This is a genomic window from Streptomyces sp. NBC_01352 (assembly GCF_036237295.1).
Taxonomy (GTDB): Bacteria; Actinomycetota; Actinomycetes; order Streptomycetales; family Streptomycetaceae; genus Streptomyces; species Streptomyces plumbiresistens.
The window spans coordinates 7,309,429-7,334,119 of the sequence record NZ_CP108354.1; the positions used below are offsets into that span (position 1 = coordinate 7,309,429).

At 72.7% G+C, this 24,691-nt stretch carries 23 protein-coding genes and 1 pseudogene; 16 read left to right on the plus strand and 8 right to left on the minus strand.

Going from position 1 to position 24,691, the window contains the following annotated elements:
- The first annotated feature begins 19 nt into the window (after positions 1-19).
- Positions 20-409, plus strand: a complete 390-nt coding sequence (locus OG252_RS33935) for a winged helix-turn-helix transcriptional regulator (protein WP_266439814.1) — start codon at positions 20-22, stop codon at positions 407-409.
- Here OG252_RS33935 and OG252_RS33940 read toward each other — a convergent pair.
- Together OG252_RS33940 and OG252_RS33945 are read right to left on the minus strand one after the other, a co-directional pair.
- Positions 347-967 carry a class F sortase gene (locus OG252_RS33940; RefSeq protein WP_329340917.1) on the minus strand — a complete coding sequence of 207 codons (621 nt, stop codon included), beginning with the start codon at positions 965-967 and terminating at the stop codon, positions 347-349. The genes OG252_RS33935 and OG252_RS33940 overlap by 63 nt on opposite strands.
- A 114-nt stretch (positions 968-1,081) precedes the next feature.
- Entirely contained in the window at positions 1,082-1,609 is a 528-nt protein-coding gene (locus tag OG252_RS33945; RefSeq protein ID WP_329340919.1) for a hypothetical protein, read from the minus strand.
- A 365-nt stretch (positions 1,610-1,974) separates the two neighbouring features.
- On the opposite strand from OG252_RS33945, the gene OG252_RS33950 reads away from it, so the two are divergent.
- Positions 1,975-3,726 (plus strand): tannase/feruloyl esterase family alpha/beta hydrolase, encoded by a 1,752-nt coding sequence (locus OG252_RS33950; protein ID WP_329340921.1) that lies wholly within the window; start codon positions 1,975-1,977, stop codon positions 3,724-3,726.
- Between the two features lie 51 nt (positions 3,727-3,777).
- Here OG252_RS33950 and OG252_RS33955 read toward each other — a convergent pair whose 3' ends face one another.
- The gene (locus OG252_RS33955) at positions 3,778-4,698 is read right to left on the minus strand and encodes an aminoglycoside phosphotransferase family protein (protein WP_329340922.1); all 921 of its coding nucleotides are present in this window, start codon (positions 4,696-4,698) and stop codon (positions 3,778-3,780) included.
- A gap of 121 nt (positions 4,699-4,819) precedes the next feature.
- The gene (locus tag OG252_RS33960; protein ID WP_443068444.1) at positions 4,820-5,611 is read right to left on the minus strand and encodes a ribonuclease BN; all 792 of its coding nucleotides are present in this window, start codon (positions 5,609-5,611) and stop codon (positions 4,820-4,822) included.
- A 337-nt stretch (positions 5,612-5,948) separates the two neighbouring features.
- Here OG252_RS33960 and OG252_RS33965 point away from each other — a divergent pair, with 337 nt between their 5' ends.
- The 3 genes and pseudogenes from OG252_RS33965 to OG252_RS33970 all read left to right on the plus strand — a co-directional run bounded on the left by OG252_RS33965 (position 5,949) and on the right by OG252_RS33970 (position 6,716).
- Entirely contained in the window at positions 5,949-6,362 is a 414-nt protein-coding gene (locus tag OG252_RS33965; RefSeq protein ID WP_266439820.1) for an SDR family NAD(P)-dependent oxidoreductase, read from the plus strand.
- A 38-nt stretch (positions 6,363-6,400) separates the two neighbouring features.
- Positions 6,401-6,448, plus strand: a pseudogene (locus OG252_RS52405) (hypothetical protein); the annotation flags it as partial.
- Between the two features lie 115 nt (positions 6,449-6,563).
- Entirely contained in the window at positions 6,564-6,716 is a 153-nt protein-coding gene (locus tag OG252_RS33970) for an SDR family oxidoreductase (RefSeq protein WP_266439821.1), read from the plus strand.
- Positions 6,717-6,813: 97 nt separating this feature from the next.
- On the opposite strand, the gene OG252_RS33975 is transcribed toward OG252_RS33970, so the two are convergent.
- Complete coding sequence (locus tag OG252_RS33975; RefSeq protein WP_329340925.1) at positions 6,814-8,463, minus strand: M4 family metallopeptidase; 1,650 nt, start codon at positions 8,461-8,463, stop codon at positions 6,814-6,816.
- Positions 8,464-8,610: 147 nt separating this feature from the next.
- Between OG252_RS33975 and OG252_RS33980 the strand changes: the two genes are divergently transcribed.
- Positions 8,611-9,045 (plus strand): gamma-glutamylcyclotransferase family protein, encoded by a 435-nt coding sequence (locus OG252_RS33980; RefSeq protein WP_266439824.1) that lies wholly within the window; start codon positions 8,611-8,613, stop codon positions 9,043-9,045.
- 41 nt (positions 9,046-9,086) lie between these two features.
- Here the strand turns inward: OG252_RS33980 and OG252_RS33985 are convergent, their stop codons facing one another.
- Entirely contained in the window at positions 9,087-11,141 is a 2,055-nt protein-coding gene (locus OG252_RS33985) for an alpha-galactosidase (protein WP_329340927.1), read from the minus strand.
- A gap of 120 nt (positions 11,142-11,261) precedes the next feature.
- Between OG252_RS33985 and OG252_RS33990 the strand changes: the two genes are divergently transcribed.
- The 7 genes from OG252_RS33990 to OG252_RS34020 are packed head-to-tail and all read left to right on the plus strand — an operon-like array spanning position 11,262 to position 17,654.
- Positions 11,262-12,218 (plus strand): SCO3242 family prenyltransferase, encoded by a 957-nt coding sequence (locus tag OG252_RS33990; protein WP_266439828.1) that lies wholly within the window; start codon positions 11,262-11,264, stop codon positions 12,216-12,218.
- Positions 12,215-13,060, plus strand: coding sequence for a sugar phosphate isomerase/epimerase family protein (locus OG252_RS33995; RefSeq protein ID WP_266439830.1), 846 nt, complete (start codon positions 12,215-12,217; stop codon positions 13,058-13,060). Before OG252_RS33990 ends, OG252_RS33995 begins: the two co-directional genes overlap by 4 nt.
- A gap of 46 nt (positions 13,061-13,106) precedes the next feature.
- Positions 13,107-13,700 carry an EboA domain-containing protein gene (locus OG252_RS34000; RefSeq protein WP_329340930.1) on the plus strand — a complete coding sequence of 198 codons (594 nt, stop codon included), beginning with the start codon at positions 13,107-13,109 and terminating at the stop codon, positions 13,698-13,700.
- 2 nt (positions 13,701-13,702) lie between these two features.
- A complete protein-coding gene (locus tag OG252_RS34005) occupies positions 13,703-14,557 on the plus strand; it encodes a TatD family hydrolase (protein WP_329340931.1) in 855 nt (284 codons plus the stop codon).
- Between the two features lie 7 nt (positions 14,558-14,564).
- Positions 14,565-15,719 carry a metabolite traffic protein EboE gene (gene eboE / locus OG252_RS34010; RefSeq protein ID WP_329340933.1) on the plus strand — a complete coding sequence of 385 codons (1,155 nt, stop codon included), beginning with the start codon at positions 14,565-14,567 and terminating at the stop codon, positions 15,717-15,719.
- Positions 15,719-17,158 carry an alkaline phosphatase family protein gene (locus OG252_RS34015; RefSeq protein ID WP_329340935.1) on the plus strand — a complete coding sequence of 480 codons (1,440 nt, stop codon included), beginning with the start codon at positions 15,719-15,721 and terminating at the stop codon, positions 17,156-17,158. Before eboE ends, OG252_RS34015 begins: the two co-directional genes overlap by 1 nt.
- A gap of 16 nt (positions 17,159-17,174) precedes the next feature.
- The gene (locus tag OG252_RS34020; protein WP_329340937.1) at positions 17,175-17,654 is read left to right on the plus strand and encodes a GAF domain-containing protein; all 480 of its coding nucleotides are present in this window, start codon (positions 17,175-17,177) and stop codon (positions 17,652-17,654) included.
- Between the two features lie 6 nt (positions 17,655-17,660).
- Here OG252_RS34020 and OG252_RS34025 read toward each other — a convergent pair whose 3' ends face one another.
- Complete coding sequence (locus OG252_RS34025) at positions 17,661-19,820, minus strand: molybdopterin oxidoreductase family protein (RefSeq protein WP_329340939.1); 2,160 nt, start codon at positions 19,818-19,820, stop codon at positions 17,661-17,663.
- Between the two features lie 370 nt (positions 19,821-20,190).
- On the opposite strand from OG252_RS34025, the gene OG252_RS34030 reads away from it, so the two are divergent.
- From OG252_RS34030 to OG252_RS34040, 3 genes are read left to right on the plus strand one after another with little or no spacing between them, the layout of a single operon-like run.
- Complete coding sequence (locus OG252_RS34030; protein WP_266439844.1) at positions 20,191-21,753, plus strand: amino acid adenylation domain-containing protein; 1,563 nt, start codon at positions 20,191-20,193, stop codon at positions 21,751-21,753.
- Positions 21,750-23,018 carry a hypothetical protein gene (locus tag OG252_RS34035; RefSeq protein WP_329340942.1) on the plus strand — a complete coding sequence of 423 codons (1,269 nt, stop codon included), beginning with the start codon at positions 21,750-21,752 and terminating at the stop codon, positions 23,016-23,018. The genes OG252_RS34030 and OG252_RS34035 overlap by 4 nt, the downstream gene beginning before the upstream one ends.
- 17 nt (positions 23,019-23,035) lie before the next feature.
- Positions 23,036-23,803: an enoyl-CoA hydratase-related protein gene (locus tag OG252_RS34040; protein WP_329340944.1), complete on the plus strand. Its 768-nt coding sequence runs from the start codon at positions 23,036-23,038 to the stop codon at positions 23,801-23,803.
- Positions 23,804-23,843: 40 nt separating this feature from the next.
- On the opposite strand, the gene OG252_RS34045 is transcribed toward OG252_RS34040, so the two are convergent.
- A complete protein-coding gene (locus OG252_RS34045) occupies positions 23,844-24,617 on the minus strand; it encodes a SanA/YdcF family protein (protein ID WP_329340946.1) in 774 nt (257 codons plus the stop codon).
- Between the last annotated feature and the right edge of the window lie 74 nt (positions 24,618-24,691).

Sequence of the window (24,691 nt, forward strand, 5' to 3'; positions counted from 1 at the left end):
GGCAGGAGGAGGGGGCGGCATGGCGACCGTACGGCGGCCGGGGGCGTACGTCTGCGGGGTCGACGCGGCGATGGACGTGATCGGCGGCAAGTGGAAGGTGCTGATCCTGTGGGCGCTGAGTGTGCGGCCGTGCCGCTTCGGCGAGCTGCGCAGAGAGCTGCCCGGCGTGACGGAGAAGGTCCTCGCGGCACACCTGCGGGAGCTGGAGGCGGACGGCGTCGTGCACCGGGAGGCGTTCGACGAGGTGCCGCCGCGCGTCGAGTACTCGCTGACACCTCGGGGCGCTGCGCTGAACGAGGCGCTGGCGCCCCTGGGCGCGTGGGGACGGGTGAACGTACTGGGCGGCTCAGCGGCTGCCGGTGAGGTGCGCGAAGACGACGACGTTCCCCTGGTAGCCGGTGCTCCGTGAGTAACCGCCGCCGCACGTGATCACCCGCAGCTCCGGCCGCGCCGCCGCCCCGTACACCTTCTCGTCGGGGAAGTCCTGAGCGTCGTAGACCTCGACGGTGTCCACGGTGAAGACGGCGACGTCTCCGTCACGCCGGTCGACCTCGATGACCGCGCCCTTCCTCAGCGCGCCGAGGTGGTAGAAGACGGCGGGGCCGTCGGCGTTGTCGACATGGCCCGCGACGATCGCGGTGCCCCGCTCGCCGGGGGTGGTGCCGGCCTCGTACCAGCCGGCGAGGTTCCCGCGCGCGGCTGGCGGGACGTCGAGGCTGCCGGACGCGGTGAGGCCGAGGCCCATCAGCGGAGCGTTCACGCGGATCGAGGGGATGCGGATCCGGTCGGGCGGGGAGGGCGGCAGCGCGGGCGCGGCGGAGCCCCGGGCGCCCGGGTCGACGCGGGCCTCGGCCGCGGCCGGCTGTGGCGGCGCGTGCGTCTCGGCGCCGCTGCGCAGCAGCCACGCACCGGAGCACAGGGCCGCGGCGGTGACGGTCGCTATCGCGGCGTTGCCGAGTCTGCGCATGGCGATGCTCTCTCTCCTGAACGGGACCCGTTCCCCCTCCGGGCCGCGAGGGGCGTCGGACCCGGAGGGGGAGGGGGCTTGCGGTACCGGCGGACGGACAGCGGAGGGTGTCCGTCAGATCCCGTCGCCTCTCGCCCGGCGATGCAGGAGCCAGGTACCGCCCGCGGCGGCGACGGCGAGAGCCGCCACGCCGGCCGCGGTCTGTACGGGGTCGGGGCCCAGTGCGCCGCCGACCCCCGTCTTCACACTTCCCCGCGGAGCGACCGGCTCGCGCGCGGACGTCAGCGTCACGACCAGGTCGCCCGTGACCCGCCGGCCGTCCTCCGCGCACGTCGCGACGATCTCGTACGTCCCCGGCTGCGCGCTCGGCGGCACCCGGAACTGCCCGATCGCGTCGCCCTCGTGCGTGCTCGGTGCGAGCGTGAACGTACCGGCGCCCACCGCGCTGGCATCGCCCGCCGCCGAACCGCCGTCCCCGCAGTCCGCCGTGTTCACCGTGACCTGTCCGCCCGGCACGACGGAGGACGGGTAGACCTCCAGGCCGCCGGTATCGCCGCTGCCGCCGTACGCGGGCGTGGCGCCGAGGCCTGCGACGGCGACGGCGAACGCGGTACCGGACAGCAGACGGGCGGTACGTCGCATCGGTGCTCCCTCGAGCTCTGCGGTGCACTTCGGTGGGGCGCTGCCCTTCCGAGGTAACTGGCAGCGGGCCGCGACCGCTTCCTGAGGGGGCGTCAGAAATAGGGTGAATGGGTGTCAGGCGGCGCTCGGGCGGAGGTCGGCGGCCGCTGTTTCAGCAGGTCATCGGCGCGAGGCGGGCGCGACGGGAAAAGAACCCGAAGGGTGCAGGGCGGGGGTGTGAACGGGTGACCGGGGCGGTCTCGGCATCCGCCTCGCTGAATTGCCGTGAAAATCGTTGACGATATCTCCGACGTCCGGCACGCTACTACCCGCTCGGCGGCGCATCGCCCGACCCGGGCGCCGCGCCCCACCGAGGAGGAAAACCCATGCGTCGGTCCTTCGCGCGCGGCAGAGCGGTCGCGGCCGCTGTGCTCGCGCTGGTCCTGGTGCCGGTCACAGGCGCCGGTTCCGCCGCCGGCGCGGACGCGTCGCGTCCCTCGTTCACCGCGGCGGGTCTCGCGGACCTGCCCGCGGTGAAACCCGTGCTGGACTGCGCCGACGTGACCGGCCTCGACCTGGACGGGGTCACCGACGCGCCGGTCACGATCCGCTCCGCGACCGTCGTGACGACCGGAGCGGCGGCTCCGTACTGCGAGGTACGGGGCACCGTCGCCCCCGCGAACACCATCGTCCTGCGCCTGCCGGTCGACGGCTGGACGCAGCGCTACGTACAGACCGGCTGCGGCGGCCTGTGCGGCAGCGCCAGCATCAACTACGGCCAGGCGTCCACCTGCCCGGTCGTCAGGGACGGCACGGTGGCCAGTGCCACGACCGACATGGGCCACCAGGGCCAGAACGACGGCTCCTGGGCGCTGGACAACCCGCAGGCGCAGATCGACTTCGCCTACCGGGGCGTGCACGTCACCGCCCAGGTCGCCAAGGCGGTCATCAAGAAGTTCTACGGTCAGCGCCCCGCGTACTCCTACTTCACCGGCTGCTCCGACGGCGGCCGTGAGGCGCTGATGGAGGCCCAGCGCCACCCCGACGACTTCGACGGCATCGCCGCCGGCGCGCCCGCGAACAACATGATCGTCCAGAACACCTTCCACCACGCCTGGAACGTCCTGACGAACAAGGACGCGGACGGAAAGTACATCCTCCTAGCCGACAAACTGCCCCTCGTCCACCGGGCCGTGCTCGACGCCTGCGACGCGCTGGACGGCCTGACCGACGGACTGCTCGACGACCCGCGCCGGTGCGACTTCGACCCGCGGACGCTGGTGTGCGAGGCCGGACAGGATCCGTCGACGTGCCTGACGGCGGCTCAGGCAGGCGTGGTGCAGAGACTGCACGACGGTGCGACGGACGCGCAGGGCCGCAAGCTGGAGGTGCCGGTCTCCCACGAGTGGGGCTCGGAGCCGGAGTGGACGCTGTTCGTGCCGAGCGCCCAGGGCCAGACGGTGGCCAGCGAGAACTTCGTGACGTCCTTCGCGCGCTACCTCGCCCACACCAACGCCCCGGACCCCGGCTTCCAGCTGTCCGACCTGAAGTTCACGGCCGAGTCGTTCTGGAAGACGGTCCAGTCCTCCAGCTACCTCGCCGCGCTCGACCCCGACCTCGGCGCCTTCCGACGCGGGGGAGGCAAGCTGCTGTTGTGGCACGGCTGGAACGACCAGCACATCTCGCCGCAGAGCACGCTCGCGTACTACGACGCGATGCGTACGACGATGGGTGCTCGGGCCGTGGACCGCTTCGCCGAGCTGTACCTCTTCCCCGGCGTCGCCCACTGCGGCGGAGGCGAGGGCCCCAACACCTTCGACGTCCTCACTCCGGTGATGGCATGGGCGGAGAGCGCCACCAAGCCCGCCGCGATCGTCGCGTCCAAGGTCACCGACGACACGGTGACGCGCACGCGACCGGTGTACCCGTACCCCCAGGTCGCCCGCTACGACGGCACCGGCAGCGTCGACGACGCCGCCAACTTCGTCCCCCACACGCCGCCGGCCCGCCCGGACGCGGGTGACTACGACTGGCTCGGCGAGCGCCTCTACTCCAGCGACTACCAGACCTGGTGCAAGGTCGTGGACGGCAGGTTGGAGTGCCGACCGAAACGGACGTGGCTGACGGAACGCGCGTAGGCGTAGGCGTCGGTGGCCGGCGGCCAGTGATCGGCGGGCGGCATGCGGAGGTCAGGTCCGCATGCCGCCCGCGTACTCGGTGAGAACCTCCCGTACCGCCCGCCGCCCCACCGCCGCGAGCACCGGGTTCTTCCCGCCGCGGTAGTAGTGCTCCGCCGTCAGCCCGAAGCACAGGGCCCAGCCCCGCCCCCGGGCCCACGTCAGGTCGTCGACGTCGGCCGCCTCGCGGAACAATCCACGGGTCTCGGCGTCGAAGAGCGTCCACCCGGCCATCACGTCCGCCGCGGGATCCCCGACCCCCAGCCCGCCGAAGTCGATGACCGCGGTGAGCCGGCCGTGCGCGGTCAGCAGGTTGCCGGGCAGCAGGTCGCCGTGGAGCCAGACCGGAGGACCGTCCCACTGGGGCAACCGGAGCGTGTCCTCCCAGACGGCCGTGGCGGCGACCGCGTCCAGCGTCCCGTCGGCGCCCATGTCGTCGATCGCGGCACGGACGGCCTCGTCGTTGCCCGCGACCGGACCGCCCCGCCAGGAGACCGGCCCGCCCGTGGCGTCGACCCGCCGCAGCGCCGCGACGAACCGCCCCAACTCCACGGCCGCCTCCGCGAGTTCGGTGAGCGGCGAGTCGTAGGCGTTGTCGCCGTCCAGCCACCGGTACACCCCCCACGGCAGCGCGTACCCGCGCCCGGGCTCGCCCATCGCCAGCGGCGCCGGTACGGCCAGCGGGAGACGCGGGGCCAGCCGGGGCAGCCACCGCTGCTCGATGCCGACCTGGTGGGCTCCGCCGGGCAACCGCGGCAGCCGTACGACCATCTCGTCGCCCAGCCGGTACATCGCGTTGTCGGTCCCGGCGGACTCGACCCGCGTGACCGGGAGCCCGGCCCACCGCGGGAACTGGTCGCAGAGCAGAGCCTCGACCAGGGTCGCGTCGATGTCGAGTTCGTCGGGGTGCATCTTGGTCGTGGACGGCGGCATACGGCTTCCCGGGAGTGTGGCGGGTGGGCGGCAGGGGAGCGTATCCGGCGGGCGAGGTGCGCCGCCATGGATTTGTTCACCACGTTGGGGTGCTGGCCGCCGCGTTGCGTCGGCGCACGCTTCAGCTCTTACGGGAGCGGGAGCGGGAGCGGGAGCGGGAGCGGGCGTGGGGGTGGGCGTGAGCGTGCGGGTGCGGAATGTGGTGCGGTTCGTGGAGGTACCAGTAGCGGCCGACGAGGGCGCCGCCGAAGACGACGAAGCCGACACCGACCAGCCAGGACGTCACGACCAGGACGGTGCCGACCGAACCGTACGAGACGGCGTTGCTCACGATGAGCGGGGAGAAGACCAGGGAGGAGAACAGCCGCAGACCGCCGAGGCCCACCATCGTGGCGATGGCGCCCGGCAGGAGGGCGCGCCAGGGGATCCGGCCGCCCAGCAGGAAACGCTGCCCCCACCAGAAGAAGAGCACGCCGAGCAACGAGGACAGTCCGATGCGGGCCGATGAGCCCAGGACTCCGGGCTCCAGGACGGTCCCGCTCTGCGCTTCGGCGAAGAGGTAGGCGGTCAGCGCGACGAGCCACGCCGCGCGTCGCCATACGGTGTGCCAGCGTCCGGCCGCCAGGTCCCACACCTTTTCGTAACCGGTCTGGACGCTGCCGGCGAACGGCACGCCGAACAGGGCGAGCAGCACCACGCTCAGGACGCTGGTCGTGCTCAGGACCTCGCGGGGTGCGGCGAAGAGGTCCTGCACGGCGTCGGCGGGACGCCCGGACAGCCCCATGCCGTCCACGACCCACTGGGCGAAGCCGCGTTCCTGGATCGGGGCGGTCGCCGCGACCACGATCAGCAGCGGGGCGATCGTCACCAGTCCCAGCGCCGCGAAGCCCATGGCGCGGTGCAGCAGCTCCACTTCCTTGCCGCGCTGCCATACGCGCGTACTCCTGACGTGGACGAAGCGGCCCAGTGCCCTCCACCGGCCTCCGTGGCTGCGGGGCGGGCCCTGGCCCGGAGAAGCCTCGGGCGGCTCAGGAGTATCCGGAGCGTGCGGTGAGCCGGACCGCTCGGACGCCCCCGGGGCACCCGACGGGCCGAGGGATCCGCCAGGCGGGTCATGCCCGCCGCTCCCCTCCTCGCCGGAAGGGCTCCGACAGGCCTGGCGCACTGGCGGCACGAACCCGTGGCGCATCCATCGTCACCTCGTCCTGTTCCCGTGCACAGGCGTACCCGCGTACGGGCTCGTCACCGGCGTGCCCGTGCAGCGCGAGTGGCTGATTCCAGCGTGCCCCTCCGGCACCGGATGTGCGAGCGAAGGCAGGCCTGGACCGCGGGCCCACCCTGGAGCGGCCTCGACAGGGGAGACGTACGGCCCGGAGCCCTCGGCATATCTTGACGGAGCGGTCATCGCCCGCCGCCTCGCGGCCGACGGACACCCGGTCGCCGTCAACTACTGGGCGGGCGCCGAGGCGGCCCGCGAGCTCGTGGCGGACATCCGCGCGGCGGGCGGGACCGCCGAGGCGTTCGCCGCGGACGTGACCGACGAGGCCGACGTCACGGATCTCGTCACGGACGTCACGGCTCGCCTGGGTCCCGTCGCCACCCTCGTCGTGAACGCCACCGGCCGGCAACCGGGGCCCACCTCGCCCAGCTCACGTTCTTCGTGAAGAGCCCGACGCTGCTGATGCAGGCGGTGCTTCCGGCGATGCGGGAACGCGGCGGCGGCCGGATCATTCAGATCGGCTCGGACGTCCTGGAGCGGGCCCTGCCCGAGATGTCCGCGTACGTGGCCGCCAAGGCCGCCAAGGCCGCCAAGGCCGCCAAGGCCGCCAAGCACGGCCTGACGGAGTGCTGGGCCCGCGCGCCGGGTGTCCCTGGCCGCGTACGCCTCCGACGTACCCCTGGGGCGCATGGGCCGGCCGGAGGACGTCGCCGCCGCCGTGTCCTTCCTCGCCTCCGCCGAGGCCGCCTTCGTCACAGGGGAACGCATCAAGGTCAACGGTGGCCACACACTCGGCTGAGCAACGCAAGCATGCGAGCGATGCAGGCAACGCACATCACGCACGGCCGCCCCGGTCACCCGACCGAGGCGGTCACGTCACGCTGCCACTGCTCGACTCACCCCACGCCCACCGCACTCCACGCCGCGGCCACCGCCCCGTACTCCGCGCTCCCCGCCCCGTACAGATCCTTCGCCGCGCTCAGCGTCGCCGTCCGCGCACCCGCGTAATCCGTCGACGACGTCATGTAGACCGTCAACGCCCGGTACCAGACCGCCCCCAGCTTGGCCCGCCCGATCCCGGTGACCGAAGAACCGTCGCAGGTCGGCGAGTTGTGGCTGACGCCGTTCACCGTCTTGGCGCCGCTGCCCTCGGCCAACAGGTACGCGAAGTGGTTGGCGACGCCCGAGGAGTAGTGGACGTCCAGGTCGCCCACCGCCGGGGTCCAGCAGTCCGCGGAGGCGCCGTCCTTGGACGGCTTGTCCATGTAGCGCAGGGCGTCGCGTCCGAAGCCGGAGCGGACGATCTTCTCGCCGATCAGGTAGTCGCCCGGATCAGACGCGTTGCCGGCGTAGAACTCCACCAGCGTGCCGAAGATGTCGGACGTGGCCTCGTTCAGGCCGCCGGACTCGCCGGAGTACGTCAGCGCCGCCGTCTTGGAGGTGACGCCGTGCGACATCTCGTGGCCCGCCACGTCGAGGGACACCAGCGGGCCGAGCTGCGTGCCGTCACCGTCCCCGTACGTCATGCAGAAGCAACTGTCGTCCCAGAAGGCGTTGTTGTACCGGGTGCCGTAGTGCACGCGGTTGTACGAGCCCTTGCCGTCGCCCGCGATGCCGTTGCGGCCGTGGACGTTCTTGTAGTAGTCCCAGGTCACGTCCGTGCCGTACTGCGCGTCGACCGCCGCCGAGGCGCGGTCGGCGTCCGTGCCGGTGCCCCAGTGGTTGTCGGCGTCGGTGAAGACCGTCGAGGGCGCCCGGCTCAGGCAGATGCCCAGGACGCACAGGTCGTTCTGGTTCGCCGCGTCGCCGGTGTACGTGTTCCCGCGCGTCGCGTCCTTCAGCTGGTACGTCGATCCCGACAGCGTCGTCTCCAGCGGGACCGTGCCGCCGTACAGGGACTTGCCGTCGCCCGACGCCGTCTCGAGGGTGTCCCAGGCGTCGATCTGGGTGCCCGTGGCGGCGTCCGTCAGGATCGTCCGGGCGGTCGGGTTGCCGAGGGAGTCCTGCGCCACGGCGTTCGTCTGCCAGGCCAGCTTCGGGGTGCCGTGCAGGGCGTCGACGACGAGCTGCGGCTTGGCGGTGAGGCTCCGCAGGGTCTCGCCGAGGTGGGCGGCGCGCAGCGCGTTCACCGCGAGGTCGGCGGCCTTCGGCGCGGACAGCTTCGGGGTGACGCTCGCGAGCGTGACCGTGCTCTTCGTGGCGCGGTCGGCGCCGCGGTAGCTGCCGTCGGGCGACAGGTGGACCACGAAGTCGCCGCCCAGGACCGGTATGTGGTGGTACGTACGGTCGTAGCGCACGTGCTGCGTGCCGTCCGCGTCCACCACGACGTCCCGGACGGTCGTGTCCTGTGCGGCGGTGAGCCCCAGCGCCGCGGCCCGGTCCGCGAGCACCGACGCCGCGTTCTCGATCGCGGAGGCCCGGCTCGGCCGGTCGGCCGCGCCGGCGGCGGGGGAGAGCGCGGCCGCGAGCAGGATGGCGGTGGTGGCGGCAGCGCCGGCGGTGGTGAGACGACGGGAACCTCGGACGTACGGCCGTATCCGGCTCATCGGTCTCCTCGGGAAGGCGCCCGAAAGGGCGTTAAGGGGCGCGCGGAACGTGGGGGTGGCGCGGATCTTGACCAAGATTTAAGTGGCCATGACATGTCATGTCTATGGCGCGGATGCGCAGGTGTGTGAGAGGAGAGAATCGTTTCTGTGAGCGCCCCGAAACTGCCCTTCTTCGTCTACGGCACCCTCCGCCCCGGCGAGCCCAACCACGACCGCTTCCTGCGCGGACGTATCCGCTCCGAGGAACCGGGCCGGCTCACCGGCGCGGTGCTGTACGAGGGGCCGGGCTACCCCTATGCCGTGGAGGAGTACGCGGACGACCGCGGGGGAGTGGTGCGCGGCGAGGTCGTCACCGCGCTGCCCGAGGCGTACGGGGAGTTGCTGGTCGCGCTGGACCGGCTGGAGGAGTACACGCCGGGAGACCCGCGCAGCCTCTACGAACGCGTGGCGCGCGAGGTGACCCTCGACGGCGGCGGGCGCACCGTCCGGGCCTGGGTGTACGTCGCCGCGCCCTCCGTGGCCGCCCGCCTGCGCGCCCGCGGGAAGCCCATCGGGAGCGGCGACTGGCTGGTGCGGGGCTGAACCGAGCCGTGCGGGCTAGATGAGCGGGCTAGACGAGCGGGCTAGACAAGCTTCACCAGCGCCATCGACGGTGCGTCGGCCAGCCGTACCCGCAGGCCGCCCGCGCTCCCCTCCCACTGCGCCGACGCCACGCCGGCGGAGTGCAGGACCTCGACCTTCAGCTCCTCGGTCCCCGCCAAGTGCCGTACGGGCAGCACCCGTTCGGCCTCCCCGCCTCTGCGCCACACCATCACGTACGTCGCCCCCTGCACCGGCGCCCGCACCCCCAGAGCCACCCACTCGTCGGTCCACCCCGGCAGCCCGAGCGGCCAGAAGGACACGGCCGACCGCAGATCCCCGCGGATCTCCTTGTACGTCCGCACCGCCTCCCTCACCAGGTCCAGCTGAGCCTCCGTCATGCGGTCGAGGTGCCCGGAGAGATGGATCCGCCCGAGCATCGCCGTACCGAGCGTGAAGGCGATCTGGGCATCGCTGAACTCCGGCTGCGGATACGCCCACACCGCCCCCTGCTCCGGCGGTACGACCGTCGGGGCGGCGGCCGCGATCGGCGGGTAGCCGACCGGATCCTGCTGGTCGGAGGTGGACTGGAGCTGGGTGACCGACAGGGACGCGCCGTCCATGCGCATGCCGCCGGACGCGCAGTTCTCGATCACCAGGTCCGGGTGGCGGTCCAGGACGGACGAGAGCCACGCCCGCCACGCCCGCGTGTGCGCCAGCAGTCCCGGTGCCGACGTCGTGATGTTGTAGTCCAGCTTCAGATAGCCCACGCCCCAGTCGCCGACGATCCGGTCGACCGTCTCGTCCAGGTGCGCGCGGGCCGCCGGATGGGTCAGGTCCAGCTGGTGGCGGCCCTGTTCGGTGACCCGGCCGCCGTCGTCGTGGCGCAGGAAGGCGGCGGCCGGCAACAGGTCGGCCACCGGGCTCCGTACGCCCACCACCTCCGGTTCCAGCCACAGCCCCGGCACCATCCCGCGTTCGCGGATCCGGTCCAGCACCTCCCCGATGCCCCCGGGGAAGCGGCGCGCGGACGCCTGCCAGGCGCCGACGCTGTCCCACCAGCCGCCGTCCGCCGTGTCGTCGTACCAGCCGGCGTCCACGCAGAAGTACTCCGCGCCCGCCCGGGCCGCCGCGTCGACCAGCGGCAGCAGCTTCTCGGTCGTGGGGTCGCCCATCAGGGTGTTCATGTAGTCGTTGAAGACGACCGGGAGCTGTTCGTGGTCCGGATGCGGACGGCGGATGCGGCGGCGGTACGAGGTCAGCGCGGCGAGCGCCCCGTCGAAGCCGTCCCCGAGCGCCACCGCCGCGTACTCCGAGGCGAACTCCTCGCCAGGAGCGAGCACTTGGCGCCAGCCGTGGTCGTCGTACGTCGGCCCGCCCAGCCCGAGGTACGTCCGCCGGGCCGGGGCCTCGCCCGCGTCCCAGCCCCACCCGGCCGCCGACTCGACCTGCCACAGCCAGCAGCGCCCGTCGCCGCGGTCGGTGAGCGCGCCCATCGCCAGATGCCCGTCGGTCGGCCAACTGCCCCGGCCGGTCAGCCGCAGGGCCGCGCGGGCGTCGTGCTCGTGGACGCCGCGGTTGATGTCCGGTACGGCGTCCCGCAGCGGCTCGGTGTACCAACGGCACTCGGCGAGCCAGTTGTTGCGCGCGCGGTGCGCGTCGAGGACGTCGGGGGAGGGCAGCCCGCCGAGCAGCAGACTGCCGACGGCACGTACGGTCAGCCGCTCGCGTCCGTCGTTGCGCAGCCGGACCCGGGAGCGCAGCACCGGCACTCCGTCGGGCGAGGAGTACTCGGCGAAGACGGTCAACCCGCTTGCGGGGTCCCGCAGTTCGACCGTGAGGCGGTGCCAGCCGTCGCCGTACGTGGCGTGGTGGGCCCGGTACACCAGCCGTGGCCCGAGCGCCGTACCCCGGAACCGCGGGCCCGACCACCCCGTGCCCGCGCCCGACAGCGTCACGTCGACGAGCGGGAGGTCTCCCGGCGGCGCCTCGGGGTCACCCGGCCGTGTCACCCGCAGCAGCCGAGGGGTGGTCTCGTCGAGGTCGAAGTCGACGGTGAGCGCGGAATGGCCCCAGCGGTGGCCGTGGATGTGCGTCATGGCCTCCTCACCTGCCCGGCCGGAGGATCACGGCAACGTCATCCTGCTGTTGCGTATGTCACACATAACCTCCTCATTCCGCAGTATGAAACTTCAATCAATCTTGGCAATGATCGCCGCATGAACGAGCGGAAAGCGGTACCCCGTTGGGCGGATCTGGCGAGTCTCGTCCGCGCCCCGGCCGCCCTCAGCGTCCCCGGCGACGTCCTCGTCGGTGCGACGGCGGCCGGACGCCCACTCGGTCTGCGGACGGCCGGAGTGATGGCCTCGTCCGTGTGCCTCTACTGGGCGGGTATGGCCCTCAACGACTACGCGGACGCAGCCGTCGACTCGGTGGAGCGGCCCGAACGCCCCATACCCTCCGGCCGGGTGCCGCGCCGGACCGCCCTGTCCGTCGCCACCGGTCTGACCGCCGCGGGCCTCGGCCTCGCCGGCCTCTCGGGCGGCCGGCGCGGCCTCGCCGCCGCCCTGCCGCTGACCGCGCTGGTGTGGGCGTACGACCTGAAACTGAAGTCGACCCCGGCGGGACCGGCGGCCATGGCCGGGGCACGGGCACTGGACGTGCTCGCGGGGGCGGTGGCGGGCGGCGGGAAGGTGCCGGCGCCCGCGTCCGGCGGAGGAGCCGGCACCGCTCGCGCGCTCGGCCGCGCGGCCGTCCCCGCGCTCCTGACCGGGCTGCACACCTACACGCTCACGCTGCTCAGCCGCCACGAGATCTCCGGGGCCCCGGCGCGGCTGCCCGCGGCGACGCTCGCCGTCTCGTCGGCGACAGCGGTGGCCGGCGCCTGGCCCCTCGGGCGGTCGGCACGCTCGACACCCCGCCGGGCCGCGGCCGGTACCGCCGTCGCCGCCGCCGGAGCCCTCGCCTACCTGGGAACCTACGGCCGGGCCCAGGCGCTCGCCGTACGCGATCCGCGCGGCGGCACCGTACGGCGGGCGGTCGGGGCCGGGATCATGGCCATGGTCCCGTTGCAGACGGCGCTCACCGCGCGCGGCGGCGCGCCCGCTGCCGCCGCCGTCCTCGGCGCCGTACATCCCCTGGCGCTGCGGCTCGCCAGACGGGTGTCGCCGACATGAGCCTCAGATTCGGCTACGGCACCAACGGGTTCGCCCATCACCGGCTGACCGACGCGCTCGGCGTCCTCGCGGACCTGGGCTACGACGGCGTCGCCCTCACCCTCGACCACCACCATCTCGATCCGTACGCCAGGGACCTGGGCCGACAAGTCGCGACGGTGGGCAAGGAGTTGGCCCGCGAAGGGCTCGACGTCACCGTCGAGACCGGGGCGCCGTACTTCCTCGACGCCTGGGCCAAGCACCAGCCGACGCTGATGTCCTCGGAACCGGAACGGCGGATCGACCTGCTGCGGCGCGCCGTGCGCATCGCGGCCGAACTGGGCTCGCCCACCGTCCACCTGTGCAGCGGCCCGGCCCCGGACGGGGTGTCCGAGACGGCGGTGTGGCAGCGCCTGGCGGCGGGCGTCGGGGCGGTGCTGGAGACGGCCGAGGCGTACGGGGTCGCCCTGGCCTTCGAGCCGGAGCCGTACATGTTCGTCGACACCGTCGAACGGTGTCTGCGACTGCGCCGACTGGTCGGCGGACACGAACTCTTCGGCATCACCCTGGACGTCGGGCACGCCCACTGCGTGGAGGAACGGCCGCTGCTGGAGTGCGTGCGGCTCGCCGCGCCGTACCTGCTGAACGTGCAGATCGAGGACATGGTGCGCGGCGTCCACCGGCATCTGGAGTTCGGCCTGGGCGACATCGACTTCCCGCCGGTGCTGGCGGCGCTGCACACCCTCGGACACGAGGGCCTGGTGTCCGTCGAGATCCAGGGCGGTTCCCTGGACGCCCCCGAGGTCGCCCGTCGCTCGCTCGATTTCCTGCGCGCGGCCGAGACCGGGTTACTCGCCTCCTGAGCCTCCCGAAGATCCAGGAGCCCCCCCCACGCATCGAGGTACGACCATGCCCGACCTCCCCCTCACCCCCGACGCCCGCGCCTGGCTCGATGCCGCCGTCGCCCGCGTCGCCACCGACCCGGCCGCCGTCCGCGCCCTGTTCCCGGCCGTGCGCCGCCACTGCGGGCGCCAACCGCTGCCCGACGGCCGGACCGTCGACGAGGCCGCCCGCGCGCTGCTCCTGACCGCCCTGCCGCTGCACGGCGAGGCCCTCGCCGAGGAGGTGGCAGCACTCCACCGGTTCGGCGACCCCGCCGAACAGCGGGCCGTCCTCAGGGCCCTGCCGCTCCTCGACGACCAGGGCCGCTGCCTGGACCTCGTACGGCAGACCCTGCGCGGCAACGACACCACGCTGATCGAGGCGGCCCTCGGCCCGTACGCGGCCGCCCACCTCCCACCGGACGAGTACCGGCAGGCCGTCCTCAAGTGCGTCTTCTACGAGATCCCGCTCGCCCGCGTGGCCGGCCTCGACGACCGCGCGGACGCCGAACTCGCCCGCATGCTCGCCGACTTCGCCGCCGAACGCAGCGCCGCCGCCCGCCCCCTACCCGCGGACATCGGCCCCCTCATCAGCGCCTCCCTCCCCCATGGAGCCCCCTGACCATGCGCATCTTCGACCCCCACATCCACATGACCTCCCGCACCACCGACGACTACGAGGCGATGCACGCGGCCGGGGTCCGGGCCGTCGTCGAGCCCGCGTTCTGGCTCGGCCAGCCCCGCACCTCGCCCGAGTCCTTCTACGACTACTTCGACTCGCTGCTGGGCTGGGAGCCGTACCGGGCCGCCCAGTTCGGCATCCAGCACTTCTGCACGATCGCCCTCAACCCCAAGGAGGCCAACGACCCGCGCTGCCGCCCCGTCCTCGACGAACTGCCGCGCTACCTCGCCAAGGACCGGGTCGTCGCGGTCGGCGAGATCGGCTACGACTCGATGACCAAGGAGGAGGACGAGGCCCTGGCCGCCCAGCTCCAGCTCGCCGTCGAACACGGGCTGCCCGCCCTCGTGCACACCCCGCACCGCGACAAGGCGGCCGGGACGCGGCGCACACTGGACGTCGTCCGGGAGTCCGGCATCGCACCCGAGCTCGTCGTCCTCGACCACCTCAACGAGCTCACCGTCTCCATGGCCCTCGACAGCGGCTGCTGGGCGGGCTTCTCGGTCTACCCGAAGACGAAGATGAGCGAGGAGCGGATGGTCCGCATCCTCCAGGAGCACGGGACGGCCCGCGTCCTCGTCAACTCGGCGGCCGACTGGGGCACTTCGGACCCGCTGAAGACGAGGAAGACGGCCGACGCGATGCTCGCCGCCGGGTTCGGCGAGGACGACGTCGACCTCGTGATGTGGCGCAACCCGGTCGCCTTCTACGGCCAGAGCGGCCGCCTCGACCTGGACGAACCCAAGCCCGACGACGCGTCGAGCTTCGAGGGCAACTCCATCAAACGCGGGGGAGAGTGAACCGCCCGTGCGCTTCCGCCACCCCGACGGCACCCCCGTCCACCTCGCGTACTGCAGCAACGTCCACCAGGCGGAGGACCTGGAGGGCGTCATAGGCCAGCTCTCCCGCCACGCCGAGCCCGTGCGTGAGCGCCTGGGTGTCGACCGCCTCGGCATCGGGCTGTGGCTGGCCCGCCCCGCAGTCACCGAACTCGCCGCCGACGCGGACGCGTTGGCGAGACTCAAGGCAGAGCTGACCGCGCGCGGCCTGGAGACCGTCACCCTCAACGCCTTTCCGTACGAGGGATTCCACCGCGAGGTCGTCAAGAAGGACGTCTACCTCCCCGACTGGGCGGACGAGGCGCGACTCGCCTACACCCTCGACTGCGCTCGCGTCCTCGCCGCCCTCCTCCCCGACGACGCCCGCCGGGGCAGCGTCTCCACCCTGCCGCTCGGCTGGCGCACCCCCTGGTCCCGCGAGCGCTCCGACGCGGCCCGCCGGGCCCTGGACCGGCTGGCCATCGGGCTCGCCGGGCTCGAAGCGTGGACCGGCCGCCCCGTCCGGGTCGGCTTCGAACCGGAGCCGGGCTGCGTCGTGGAGACCACCGAGCAGGCCGTACGGGAGTTCGGCGGCCTCGACCACGAACACCTCGGGATCTGCCTGGACGCCTGCCATCTCGCCGTGCAGTTCGAGGAACCGGACGAGGCCCTTGGCCGGCTCGCCGAGGGCGGCCTGCCGGTCGTCAAGCTCCAGGCGTCCTGCGCGGTGGAGGCACCCGACCCGGCGGACCCGGACGCCCGCACCGCGCTGCGCGAACTCGCCGAGCGCCGCTTCCTGCACCAGACCCGCACGGCAACCCACGGGTCGGTCAAGGGAGTCGACGACCTCCCGGAAGCCCTCGCCGGCGCCCTCCCCGACGACACCGGACCCTGGCGGGTGCACTTCCACGCCCCGCTGCACACCAACCCCGAGCCACCGCTGCGCACCACCGCCGGACAGCTCACCACCGTCCTCGACGGACTCCTCGGCGGACCGACCGCGGTCTGCGACCACATCGAGGTCGAGACCTACACCTGGTCCGTGCTGCCCCGCCCGCCCGCGGACCTCGCCGAGGGCATCGCCGCCGAACTCGCCTGGGCCAGGGACCGGCTGACCGCCCTCGGCCTCAAGGAGGACCACTGATGACCGAAACCCCCCACACGACCGAAACCCCCCACACGACCGAAACCCCTCACACGACCGAAACCCCTCACACGAACCGCCTCGTCGTCCTCGACATCGTCGGCCTCACCCCCACCCTGCTGAAGCACATGCCCGCCGTCGCCGCCCTCGGCGACCGCGGCTTCCGGGCCCGCCTCGGCACCACCCTGCCCGCCGTCACCTGCACCGCCCAGTCCACCTTCCTCACCGGCGAACCCCCGTCCACGCACGGCGCGGTGGCCAACGGCTGGTACTTCCGCGACCTCGGCGAGGTCCTGCTGTGGCGCCAGCACAACGCCCTCGTCGGCGGCGAGAAGATCTGGGACACGGCCCGAAAGACCAAGCCCGGCTACAAGGTCGCCAACATCTGCTGGTGGTACGCCATGGGCGCCGACGTCGACTGGACGGTGACCCCACGCCCCGTCTACTACTCCGACGGCCGCAAGGAACCCGACTGCTACACCTGGCCGCCGTCCCTGCACGACGAACTCACCGACCGGCTGGGCCCGTTCCCCCTGTTCACCTACTGGGGTCCGAACGCCGGCATGCCCTCCACCCAGTGGATCCTCGGCGCCGCCCGCCAGGTCTTCGACGAGCACGACCCCGACCTGACCCTCGTCTACATCCCGCAACTGGACTACGAGCCGCAGCGCACCGGACCGGACTCGCAGGCCACCGCCCGCGAGGCCCGCCGACTCGACGACGCCCTGCGCCCGCTGATCGACCACTTCCTCGCCGCCGGGGCCACCGTCGTGGCGCTCAGCGAGTACGGCATCACCCCGGTCTCCCGGCCCGTCGACCTCAACCGCGCCCTGCGCCGCGCCGGACTCCTGGACGTCTACACCCAGGACGGCATGGAGTACCTGGACCCCTGGACCTCGCGCGCCTTCGCCGTCGCCGACCACCAGGTCGCCCACGTGTACGTGCGCGATCCGGCGGACGAGGCCGAGGTCGCCAAGATCCTCGGCGAACTCGACGGCGTCGACCAGGTCCTGGACGCGGCGGGCAAAGCGGCACACGGCCTGGACCACGAGCGTTCCGGAGAGCTGGTCGCGGTCGCCGAGTCCGACGCCTGGTTCACGTACTACTACTGGCTGGACGACGACCGCGCCCCGGACTTCGCCCGCCAGGTCGAGATCCACCGCAAGCCCGGCTACGACCCGGCCGAGCTGCTCTACGACGAGACGGTCCCGGCGGTGAAGCTGCGGGCCGTGGGCCAGGTCGCCCGCAAGAAGCTCGGCTTCCGCTACCGGCTGCGAACCGTCCCGCTCGACCCGTCCGGCGTACGCGGCAGCCACGGCCGCCTGCCCGAGGACCCGGAGTACAGCCCCGTACTGCTGTGCTCCGAACCCGGCCCGGCGCGGCCCGAGTTCGCCGCGACCGAGATCAAACCCCTGCTCCTGCGCCTCGCGGGGCTCTGAAAAGTTAGGCACCCCCATGCCCACCCCCACCCCCACCACGCTGAACGAGACGGTTCTGAAGAACGCCCACCCCGAAGTGCGCGCATGGCTCGCCGCCTTCGTCGAACGCAACGGCGGCTTCGTCGGGTCGGTCCATCTGTCCGGGCCTGCCGCGACGGAGGGCGAGATCGTGCTCGTCGCCGCGCACAACCTGCCGCCGTCGGTGCAGAACGGCACCGCCGTCATCCCCGTCGGCAAGGGCATGGCCGGAACCGCCGCCGAGCGCCGGGCGCCCGTCGCCGTCTCCGACTTCCAGACCGACACCACGGGAGTCGCCGTCCCGGGCGGCCGCGCCGCGCGGGCGAAGGGCTCCCTCACGCTCCCCGTCTTCGATCCGGCGGACGACACCCGGCTGCTCGCGGTGGTCGGCCTCGGCTTCACGGAAACACGTGACTTCACCGAGGCGGAGATCGCGGCCTACGGGGCGGACGCGGCGACGGTCCTCAAGGCCGTGTAACGGGATTCACCCGCGTACGGTCTCCAGCCGTACCGCGCACACCTTGAACTCCGGCATGCGGGAGGTCGGGTCGAGGGCCGGGTTCGTCAGGGTGTTGGCGCGGCCCTCGCCGGCCCAGTGGAAGGGCATGAAGACGGTGTCGGGGCGGATCGCGGTCGTGATCCGCGCCGGCGCCACCGCCCGGCCCCGCCGGGAGACCACGGCCACCGGGTCGCCCTCGGCCGCGCCGAGCCGCTCCGCCAGCCGCGGGTGCAGCTCCACGAAGGGGCCGGGGGCGGCGGCGTTCAGCTCGTCGACGCGGCGGGTCTGGGCGCCGGACTGGTACTGCGCCACGACCCGCCCGGTCGTCAGCAGCACCGGGTACTCGTCATCGGGCTCCTCTGCGATGGCCCGGTGCGCGACGGCAACGAACCGGGCCCGGCCGTCCGGCGTGGCGAAGCGGTCGAGGAAGAGGCGGGGAGTGCCGGGATGCACGGCGGCGGCGAGGTCGTCGTCCTGCTCCTGCGCCGGGTCGTCGGCTCCGCGGACATCCAGGGAGGCGTCCTCGGAGTCGTCGGTCTCGGCCGCCGGGCACGGCCAGAACACCCCGTTCTCCTCAGCGAGCCTGCGGTAGGTGATCCCGGAGTAGTCGGCCGGCCCGCCCGCGCTCGCCCGGCGCAGCTCCTCGAAGACCTCCTCGGGGTCGGTCGGGAAGCCCTTCTCCACCCCGAGCCGGGCGGCCAGCTCGTGCATCACTTCCAGGTCGCTGCGGATGCCCTCGGGCGGGGTGATCGCCCGCTTGCGCAGCAGCACCCTGCCCTCCAGGTTGGTCATGGTTCCCGTCTCCTCCGCCCACTGCGTGACCGGCAGGACGACGTCCGCGAGGGCGGCCGTCTCCGACAGCACCACATCGCACACCGCCAGGAAGTCCAGCGACTTGATGCGCTCCTCGATGTGGGCGGCGCGCGGCGCCGACACCACCGGGTTCGAGGCCATCAGCAACAGCGACTTGATGTCCGTACCCAGCGCGTCCAGCAGCTCGTACGCACTGCGCCCCGGCCCGGGAAGGCTGTCCGGGTCCACGCCCCACACCTCGGCGACATGCCGACGGGCCGCCGGGTCGTCCAGCTTGCGGTAGCCGGGCAGCTGGTCGGCCTTCTGGCCGTGCTCGCGCCCGCCCTGCCCGTTGCCCTGCCCGGTCAGACAGCCGTACCCGGACAGCGGGCGCCCCGCGCGGCCGGTCGCCAGGCACAGGTTGATCCAGGCGCCCACCGTGTCGGTGCCCTTGGACTGCTGCTCGGGCCCGCGGGCGGTGAGCACCATCGCCGACTCGGGCTCGCAGAACATCCGCACGGTCTCGCGGAGCTGCGGAACGGACACCCCCGTGATCCGTTCCACGTACTCCGGCCAGTGCGCCATGGCCGCGGCTCGCGCCTCCTCCCAGCCGGACGTCCGCTCGCGGACGTACTCCTCGTCGACCCGCCCCTCGGCGACGACCAGGTGCAGCAGCCCGAGCGCAAGCGCCAGGTCCGTCCCCGGCCGGGGCGCCAGGTGCAGGTCCGCCTGCTCGGCGGTCTTCGTGCGGCGCGGATCGATGACGATCAGCGTGCCGCCGTTCTCCCGCAGCTCGTTGAAGAACCTCAGGGACGGCGGCATGGTCTCCGCGAGGTTGGACCCCACGAGGATCACGCAGCCCGTCTTCGGGATGTCCTCCAACGGGAAGGGCAGACCGCGGTCCAGGCCGAAGGCCTTGATGCCGGCCGCCGCCGCGGACGACATGCAGAAGCGCCCGTTGTAGTCGATCTGGGAGGTCCGGAGCACCACGCGCGCGAACTTGCCCAGCGTGTACGCCTTCTCGTTGGTCAGGCCGCCCCCGCCGAAGACCCCGCACGCGTCCGGACCATGTTCCGTACGCGTGCGGGACAGCCCCTCGGCGATCCGGTCCAGCGCCTCGTCCCAGGAGGCGGGCACGAGCGTGCCCTCGGAGCGCACCAACGGGGAGGTCAGCCGCACCCCGGACGAGAGCACCGCGGGCGCGGTACGGCCCTTGCCGCACAGCGCGCCCCGGTTCACCGGGAAATCCGCGCGCTCGCTCACTTCGACGGTCCCCTCCGGGGTGGCCGTCAGATTCATCCCGCACTGCAGGGCGCAGTACGGGCAGTGCGTGGGCGTCGCGGTGTTCTGCATGCCTCTCAGCGTGCTTCCGCCGTGTTACGCGGACGGGGGCTCCCTGTTACGCGCCCGGCACGGCGACCTCCCCGCCGCCGGTCCGCCGCCGTGAGGCGCACACCTGCCCACCGCGCAGTCGCCGCCGGGCGGCACGGAAGTTGCCGTTGTGGTGAAAGAAGCCACATGTGGCGCATTCCGCTCCGTGACTGGCTGAACACGCCTCGTTGAGCGTTGAAGGACCCGAAGCGCAGACTGGCCCCCGCGCGCGACTCCGCACGGCGTTCGACACCCGGGCATGCCCGCCGTTCATTCCGGCTGCATCCACACGCGGCTTGGCCGCCTGTGGCACACCGTCACTCGAAACAGCCAGCCAGGAGGTCCCCCAACCATGCCTCTGCGCCATTTGACCCCCCGAGACCAGCACCTTTTCCGGCAGCACGGCCACGGCCCCACGGTCGCCGTCCCGGACCCCCTCGTCCACCACGCCGTGGAACGGTGGGCCGCGTCCGCCCCCCACTCCGTCGCCGCCGAGCACCTCGGAGCGACGATCACCTACGGCGAGCTCGACCGATACGCCGACGCCCTCGCCGCCCGCCTCGTCCGTGAAGGCGTACGCCCCGGCGACCACGTCGGACTCTTCGTCCGCCGTTCGATCCCGATGATCGTCGGCCTGCTCGGCATCCTGAAGACCGGCGCCGCCTACGTCCCGCAGGACATCGCCCTGGCGCCCCCGGCCCAGCTCGCCCACGTCGTCCGCACGGCCCGTACCCGCGTGGTCCTCACCCTCGCGGAACACGCCCACCGCGTTCCGCTGCCGGACGGCCACCGCGCGATCGCGCTCGACGAACCGCTGCCGTACGTTCCCGGCCCCCGCCGCGCCACCGACAAGGAGCCCGGGGCCCCGCGCCCGCACGTCCGCCCCGACGACGGCTGCTACGTCCTGTTCACCTCCGGCACCACCGGCCGCCCCAACGGCGTGAAGGTCACCCACCGCAACGTCGCCAACCTCCTGCTCACCCAGCCGGGCGGCCTCGGCATCCGCCCCGGTGACCGCGTGGCCCAGCTCCTCAACATCGCCTTCGACATGGCCGCCTGGGAGATCCTCGGCTGCCTCGCGCACGGCGCCACCCTCGTCATCCGCGGCAAGGACATCGCGGCGGCGGCCCGTACGGCCACCGTGCTGATCGCCACCCCGACCGTGCTGTCCGGCATCGACCCCGCCGCCTGCCCGCGCGTCCACACGGTCGCCGTCGCCGGAGAGCCCTGCCCGCGCCCGCTCGCCGACCGCTGGGCCACCCAGGCGGCCTTCTTCAACTGCTGCGGCCCCACCGAGACGACGATCGTCAACACCATGCGCCGGCACGACCCTGCCGACCCGCTGCTGACCATCGGCCGCCCCACCCCCAACAACACGGTCTACGTCCTCGACGCCGACCGCAGGCCGCTGCCGGTCGGCGAGGTCGGCGAGATGTGGGCGGGCGGCGACTGCGTCTCGGCCGGCTACCTGGGCGACGACCGGCTGAACGCCGAGCGCTACGCCCCCGACCCCTTCCTCGGCGGCGACCGCCGGATGTTCCGCACCCGCGACCTGGGCCGCTGGACGGACGACGGCGAACTCGAACACCTCGGCCGCACCGACGACCAGGTCAAGGTGCGCGGCTTCCGTGTCGAACTCGACTCCGTCTCCTCGGTCCTGGAGTCGGTCGAGGGCTGTGCGCGCGCGGTGACCCTGAAGCGGGACGCCCGCAACCTGGTCTCCTTCGTCTGCCCGGCGGACGTCGACCCGGACGAGGCCCGCCGCACGGTGGCGGACGCGCTGCCCTACTACTGCGTGCCCTCGGACGTCCTGCCGCTCGCGTTCCTCCCCGAGACCGACCGCGGCAAGATCGACAAGCAGGCACTGCTGCGGCTGGCCGAGGAGCGGACCGCTCTTCAGGGGGTGGCCCGATGACGACCTCCCTCGACCGCGAGGCCGTCGCGGCCGTCGAGCTGCCCCCACTCCTCCCCGCCGCCCGCCGCCTGCTCAAGCACCCGCGCCTGATGCACCACAACCGCCTGGCGGGGCTGGTGATCCTGGCCAACCTGGTGTTCCTGTACGCCGGTTGGCCACTGTCGACGCCGACCCTGGGGCACGCCTCGATCGCCAACCTCGCGCTCGCGATCGTCGTCCGCCAGCAGCACGTCATCAACCTCTTCTTCCGCCTGGCCACCTGGCCGTCGACCGGCTGGCCGCTGCGGGTCCGCTGGACGCTGGGCAAGGTCTACCACTTCGGCGGACTGCACGTGGGCGGGGCGCTCGCCGGAGCGGGCTGGTTCCTGGCGCTGGCGGTCGCGGTGACGGCGGAGGGCGGCAACCCCGCGCTCATAGCCACCAGTTGGACCTTGGTGGCTCTCCTGGCCGTCATCGTCGCCACCGCCCTGCCCCCCTTCCGTTCCCGCCACCACGACCACTTCGAGAAGATCCACCGCTTCGGCGGCTGGACGGCCCTGGCCCTCTTCTGGACGCACACGCTGCTGTCCACCCCGGGGCCGGTCCCGGTCACGGTCCTCTGCGTGGTCACCTTCAGCGTCGCCCTGCCCTGGCTGCGGCTGCGCAAGGTCGACGTACACGTCGAACGTCCCTCGCCGCACGTGGCCCTGGCCCGCTTCGACCACGGCGAGACCCCCTTCGCCGGCTCCTCCACCGCGGTCAGCCGCAGCCCGCTGAAGGAGTGGCACTCCTTCGCCAACGTCCCGTCCCCCGGCGAGCCCGGCTTCCGGCTCACGATCTCCCGGGCCGGCGACTGGACGGGCTCGTTCATCGACGACCTGCCGTCCCGGGTGTGGGTGAAGGGGATCACCACGGCCGGCGTCGCCAACATCGAGACCCTCTTCACGAAGGTCGTCTACGTCGCGACAGGCAGCGGCATCGGCCCCTGCCTGCCCCACCTCCTCGCCGCCGAGGTCCCCTCCCGCCTGGTCTGGGCGACCCGCGACCCCCGCACCACCTACGGCGACGCCCTCGTCGACGAGATCCTCGCCGTCCAGCCGCACGCCCTCGTCTGGGACACCTCCCGCGACGGCAAACCCGACATGGTGCGCCTCGCCTACGAGGCCTACCGCGACTTCGGGGCCGAAGCGGTGATCTGCATCTCCAACAAGAAGCTCACCTGGCAGGTGGTGCACGGACTGGAACGACGCGGAATTCCCGCGTACGGCGCGATCTGGGACTCGTAGACCGAGGAGGGACACCGATGAACACCATCAAGATCGAACGGCACGACCGAGTGGTCACCGTACGCCTGCACCGCCCGCACGTCTGCAACGCCCTGAGCGGCGAACTCCTCGCCGAACTCCTCGACACCCTCCGCCCGTTGGACACGGACCCCGAGGTCGGCTGCTTCGTCGTCACCGGCTCGGAGAGCATCTTCGCGGCGGGTGCCGACATCAAGGAGATGGCGACGAAGACGGCCGTGGAGATGGCGGCGGAGGACTACTTCGCCGCCTGGGAGGAGTTCGCGGACCTCCGCACCCCGAAGATCGCGGCCGTGGGCGGGCACGCCCTGGGCGGCGGATGCGAACTGGCGATGATGTGCGACCTGGTGATCGCCGGAGAATCGGCGGTCTTCGGCCAGCCGGAGATCAAGCTCGGCGTGATCCCGGGCATCGGCGGCACCCAGCGCCTGACCCGTCTGGTGGGCCGGGCCAAGGCGATGGACCTCGTCCTCACCGGCCGCACCATGGACGCCCGCGAGGCGGAGGCCGCCGGCCTGGTCTCCCGGGTCGTCCCCGACGACCGCGTCCTGCCCGACGCCCTCGAAGCGGCGGCGACCATCGCCTCCTACAGCCGTACGGCGGTCAGGGCGGCCCGCGAGTGCGTCGACCGCGCCCTGGAAACCGGCCTGCGCGACGGCGTCCGCTTCGAACGCCGGGTCTTCCACGCCCTGTTCGCGACGGAGGACCAGAAGGAGGGCATGACCGCGTTCCTGGAGAAACGCGCCCCGCGCTTCACCGGCCGCTAGGACCTGTCCGGCGGCCGGGGCGCAGGAAATCGGCGGCGTCTCATCGACGCGGGTGAGCGGGGCCCGGCATGCCGCAGATCGGCGTGCCGGGCCCCGCGTCTGCGGCATGATCCGCCGGACAGGCCCTGGCGAGCGCCTCGGTGACCCCCGGCTCCCGCGGCCCGAGGAACCGCGGATCGGGCCGGAACGCGGCGTCCAGGGCCGCCTTCCCCGCCGCGAAGATCTCCCGGGCACCCCCGTAGTACCAGGTCACGTCGTGCACCGCGTCGACCCCGACGCCGTACGACGTGACCCCCGCCGCCTGGCACAGCGCGACCGCCCGCCGGATGTGGAAGCCCTGGCTGATCAGCACGGCCCGGTCCACGCCGAAGATCTTCTTCGCGCGGACGCAGGAGTCCCAGGTGTCGAAGCCGGCGTAGTCACTGACGATCCGCCCGTCGGGCACCCCGTGTCGCGTGAGATACGTGCGCATCGCGTCCGGCTCGTCGTAGTCCTCGCGGCTGTTGTCACCGGTGACCAGGACGACCTCGATCCGGTTCTCGCGGTACAACTGCGCCGCCGCGTCCAGCCGGTGGGCCAGATACGGCGACGGCTCCCCGTCCCACAGACCGGCCCCGAAAACGACGGCGACCTCGGTGCGCGGCACGTCCGCCGCCGTCCGCAGCCGGTCGCCGGTCACGGCGTACATCCAGGTCGCCGGCAGCAGCGCCAGCACACACCCGGCCATCACGGCCTGCACCAGCCGCCGCTGCCCGGCACGGGTGCGCGGCAGACGCGGTCGGCGCAGCTGTCTGAGCGGCTTCACCAGTCGCATCGGACGGGTCCCTCCCTGGTCGGCCTTCGACAGTCAGAGACGTCCTGTAAGGCCCCCCGGTTCGCCGCGGCCCA

What these genes read in the sequence shown, in the direction of transcription:
- OG252_RS33935 (WP_266439814.1), top strand. Translation starts at nt 20, where the DNA reads ATGGCGACCGTACGGCGGCCGGGGGCGTACGTCTGCGGGGTCGACGCG.
- OG252_RS33940 (WP_329340917.1), bottom strand. Translation starts at nt 967, where the DNA reads ATGCGCAGACTCGGCAACGCCGCGATAGCGACCGTCACCGCCGCGGCC.
- OG252_RS33945 (WP_329340919.1), bottom strand. Translation starts at nt 1,609, where the DNA reads ATGCGACGTACCGCCCGTCTGCTGTCCGGTACCGCGTTCGCCGTCGCC.
- OG252_RS33950 (WP_329340921.1), top strand. Translation starts at nt 1,975, where the DNA reads ATGCGTCGGTCCTTCGCGCGCGGCAGAGCGGTCGCGGCCGCTGTGCTC.
- OG252_RS33955 (WP_329340922.1), bottom strand. Translation starts at nt 4,698, where the DNA reads ATGCCGCCGTCCACGACCAAGATGCACCCCGACGAACTCGACATCGAC.
- OG252_RS33975 (WP_329340925.1), bottom strand. Translation starts at nt 8,463, where the DNA reads ATGAGCCGGATACGGCCGTACGTCCGAGGTTCCCGTCGTCTCACCACC.
- OG252_RS33985 (WP_329340927.1), bottom strand. Translation starts at nt 11,141, where the DNA reads ATGACGCACATCCACGGCCACCGCTGGGGCCATTCCGCGCTCACCGTC.
- OG252_RS33990 (WP_266439828.1), top strand. Translation starts at nt 11,262, where the DNA reads ATGAACGAGCGGAAAGCGGTACCCCGTTGGGCGGATCTGGCGAGTCTC.
- OG252_RS33995 (WP_266439830.1), top strand. Translation starts at nt 12,215, where the DNA reads ATGAGCCTCAGATTCGGCTACGGCACCAACGGGTTCGCCCATCACCGG.
- OG252_RS34000 (WP_329340930.1), top strand. Translation starts at nt 13,107, where the DNA reads ATGCCCGACCTCCCCCTCACCCCCGACGCCCGCGCCTGGCTCGATGCC.
- OG252_RS34005 (WP_329340931.1), top strand. Translation starts at nt 13,703, where the DNA reads ATGCGCATCTTCGACCCCCACATCCACATGACCTCCCGCACCACCGAC.
- OG252_RS34015 (WP_329340935.1), top strand. Translation starts at nt 15,719, where the DNA reads ATGACCGAAACCCCCCACACGACCGAAACCCCCCACACGACCGAAACC.
- OG252_RS34020 (WP_329340937.1), top strand. Translation starts at nt 17,175, where the DNA reads ATGCCCACCCCCACCCCCACCACGCTGAACGAGACGGTTCTGAAGAAC.
- OG252_RS34025 (WP_329340939.1), bottom strand. Translation starts at nt 19,820, where the DNA reads ATGCAGAACACCGCGACGCCCACGCACTGCCCGTACTGCGCCCTGCAG.
- OG252_RS34030 (WP_266439844.1), top strand. Translation starts at nt 20,191, where the DNA reads ATGCCTCTGCGCCATTTGACCCCCCGAGACCAGCACCTTTTCCGGCAG.
- OG252_RS34035 (WP_329340942.1), top strand. Translation starts at nt 21,750, where the DNA reads ATGACGACCTCCCTCGACCGCGAGGCCGTCGCGGCCGTCGAGCTGCCC.
- OG252_RS34040 (WP_329340944.1), top strand. Translation starts at nt 23,036, where the DNA reads ATGAACACCATCAAGATCGAACGGCACGACCGAGTGGTCACCGTACGC.
- OG252_RS34045 (WP_329340946.1), bottom strand. Translation starts at nt 24,617, where the DNA reads ATGCGACTGGTGAAGCCGCTCAGACAGCTGCGCCGACCGCGTCTGCCG.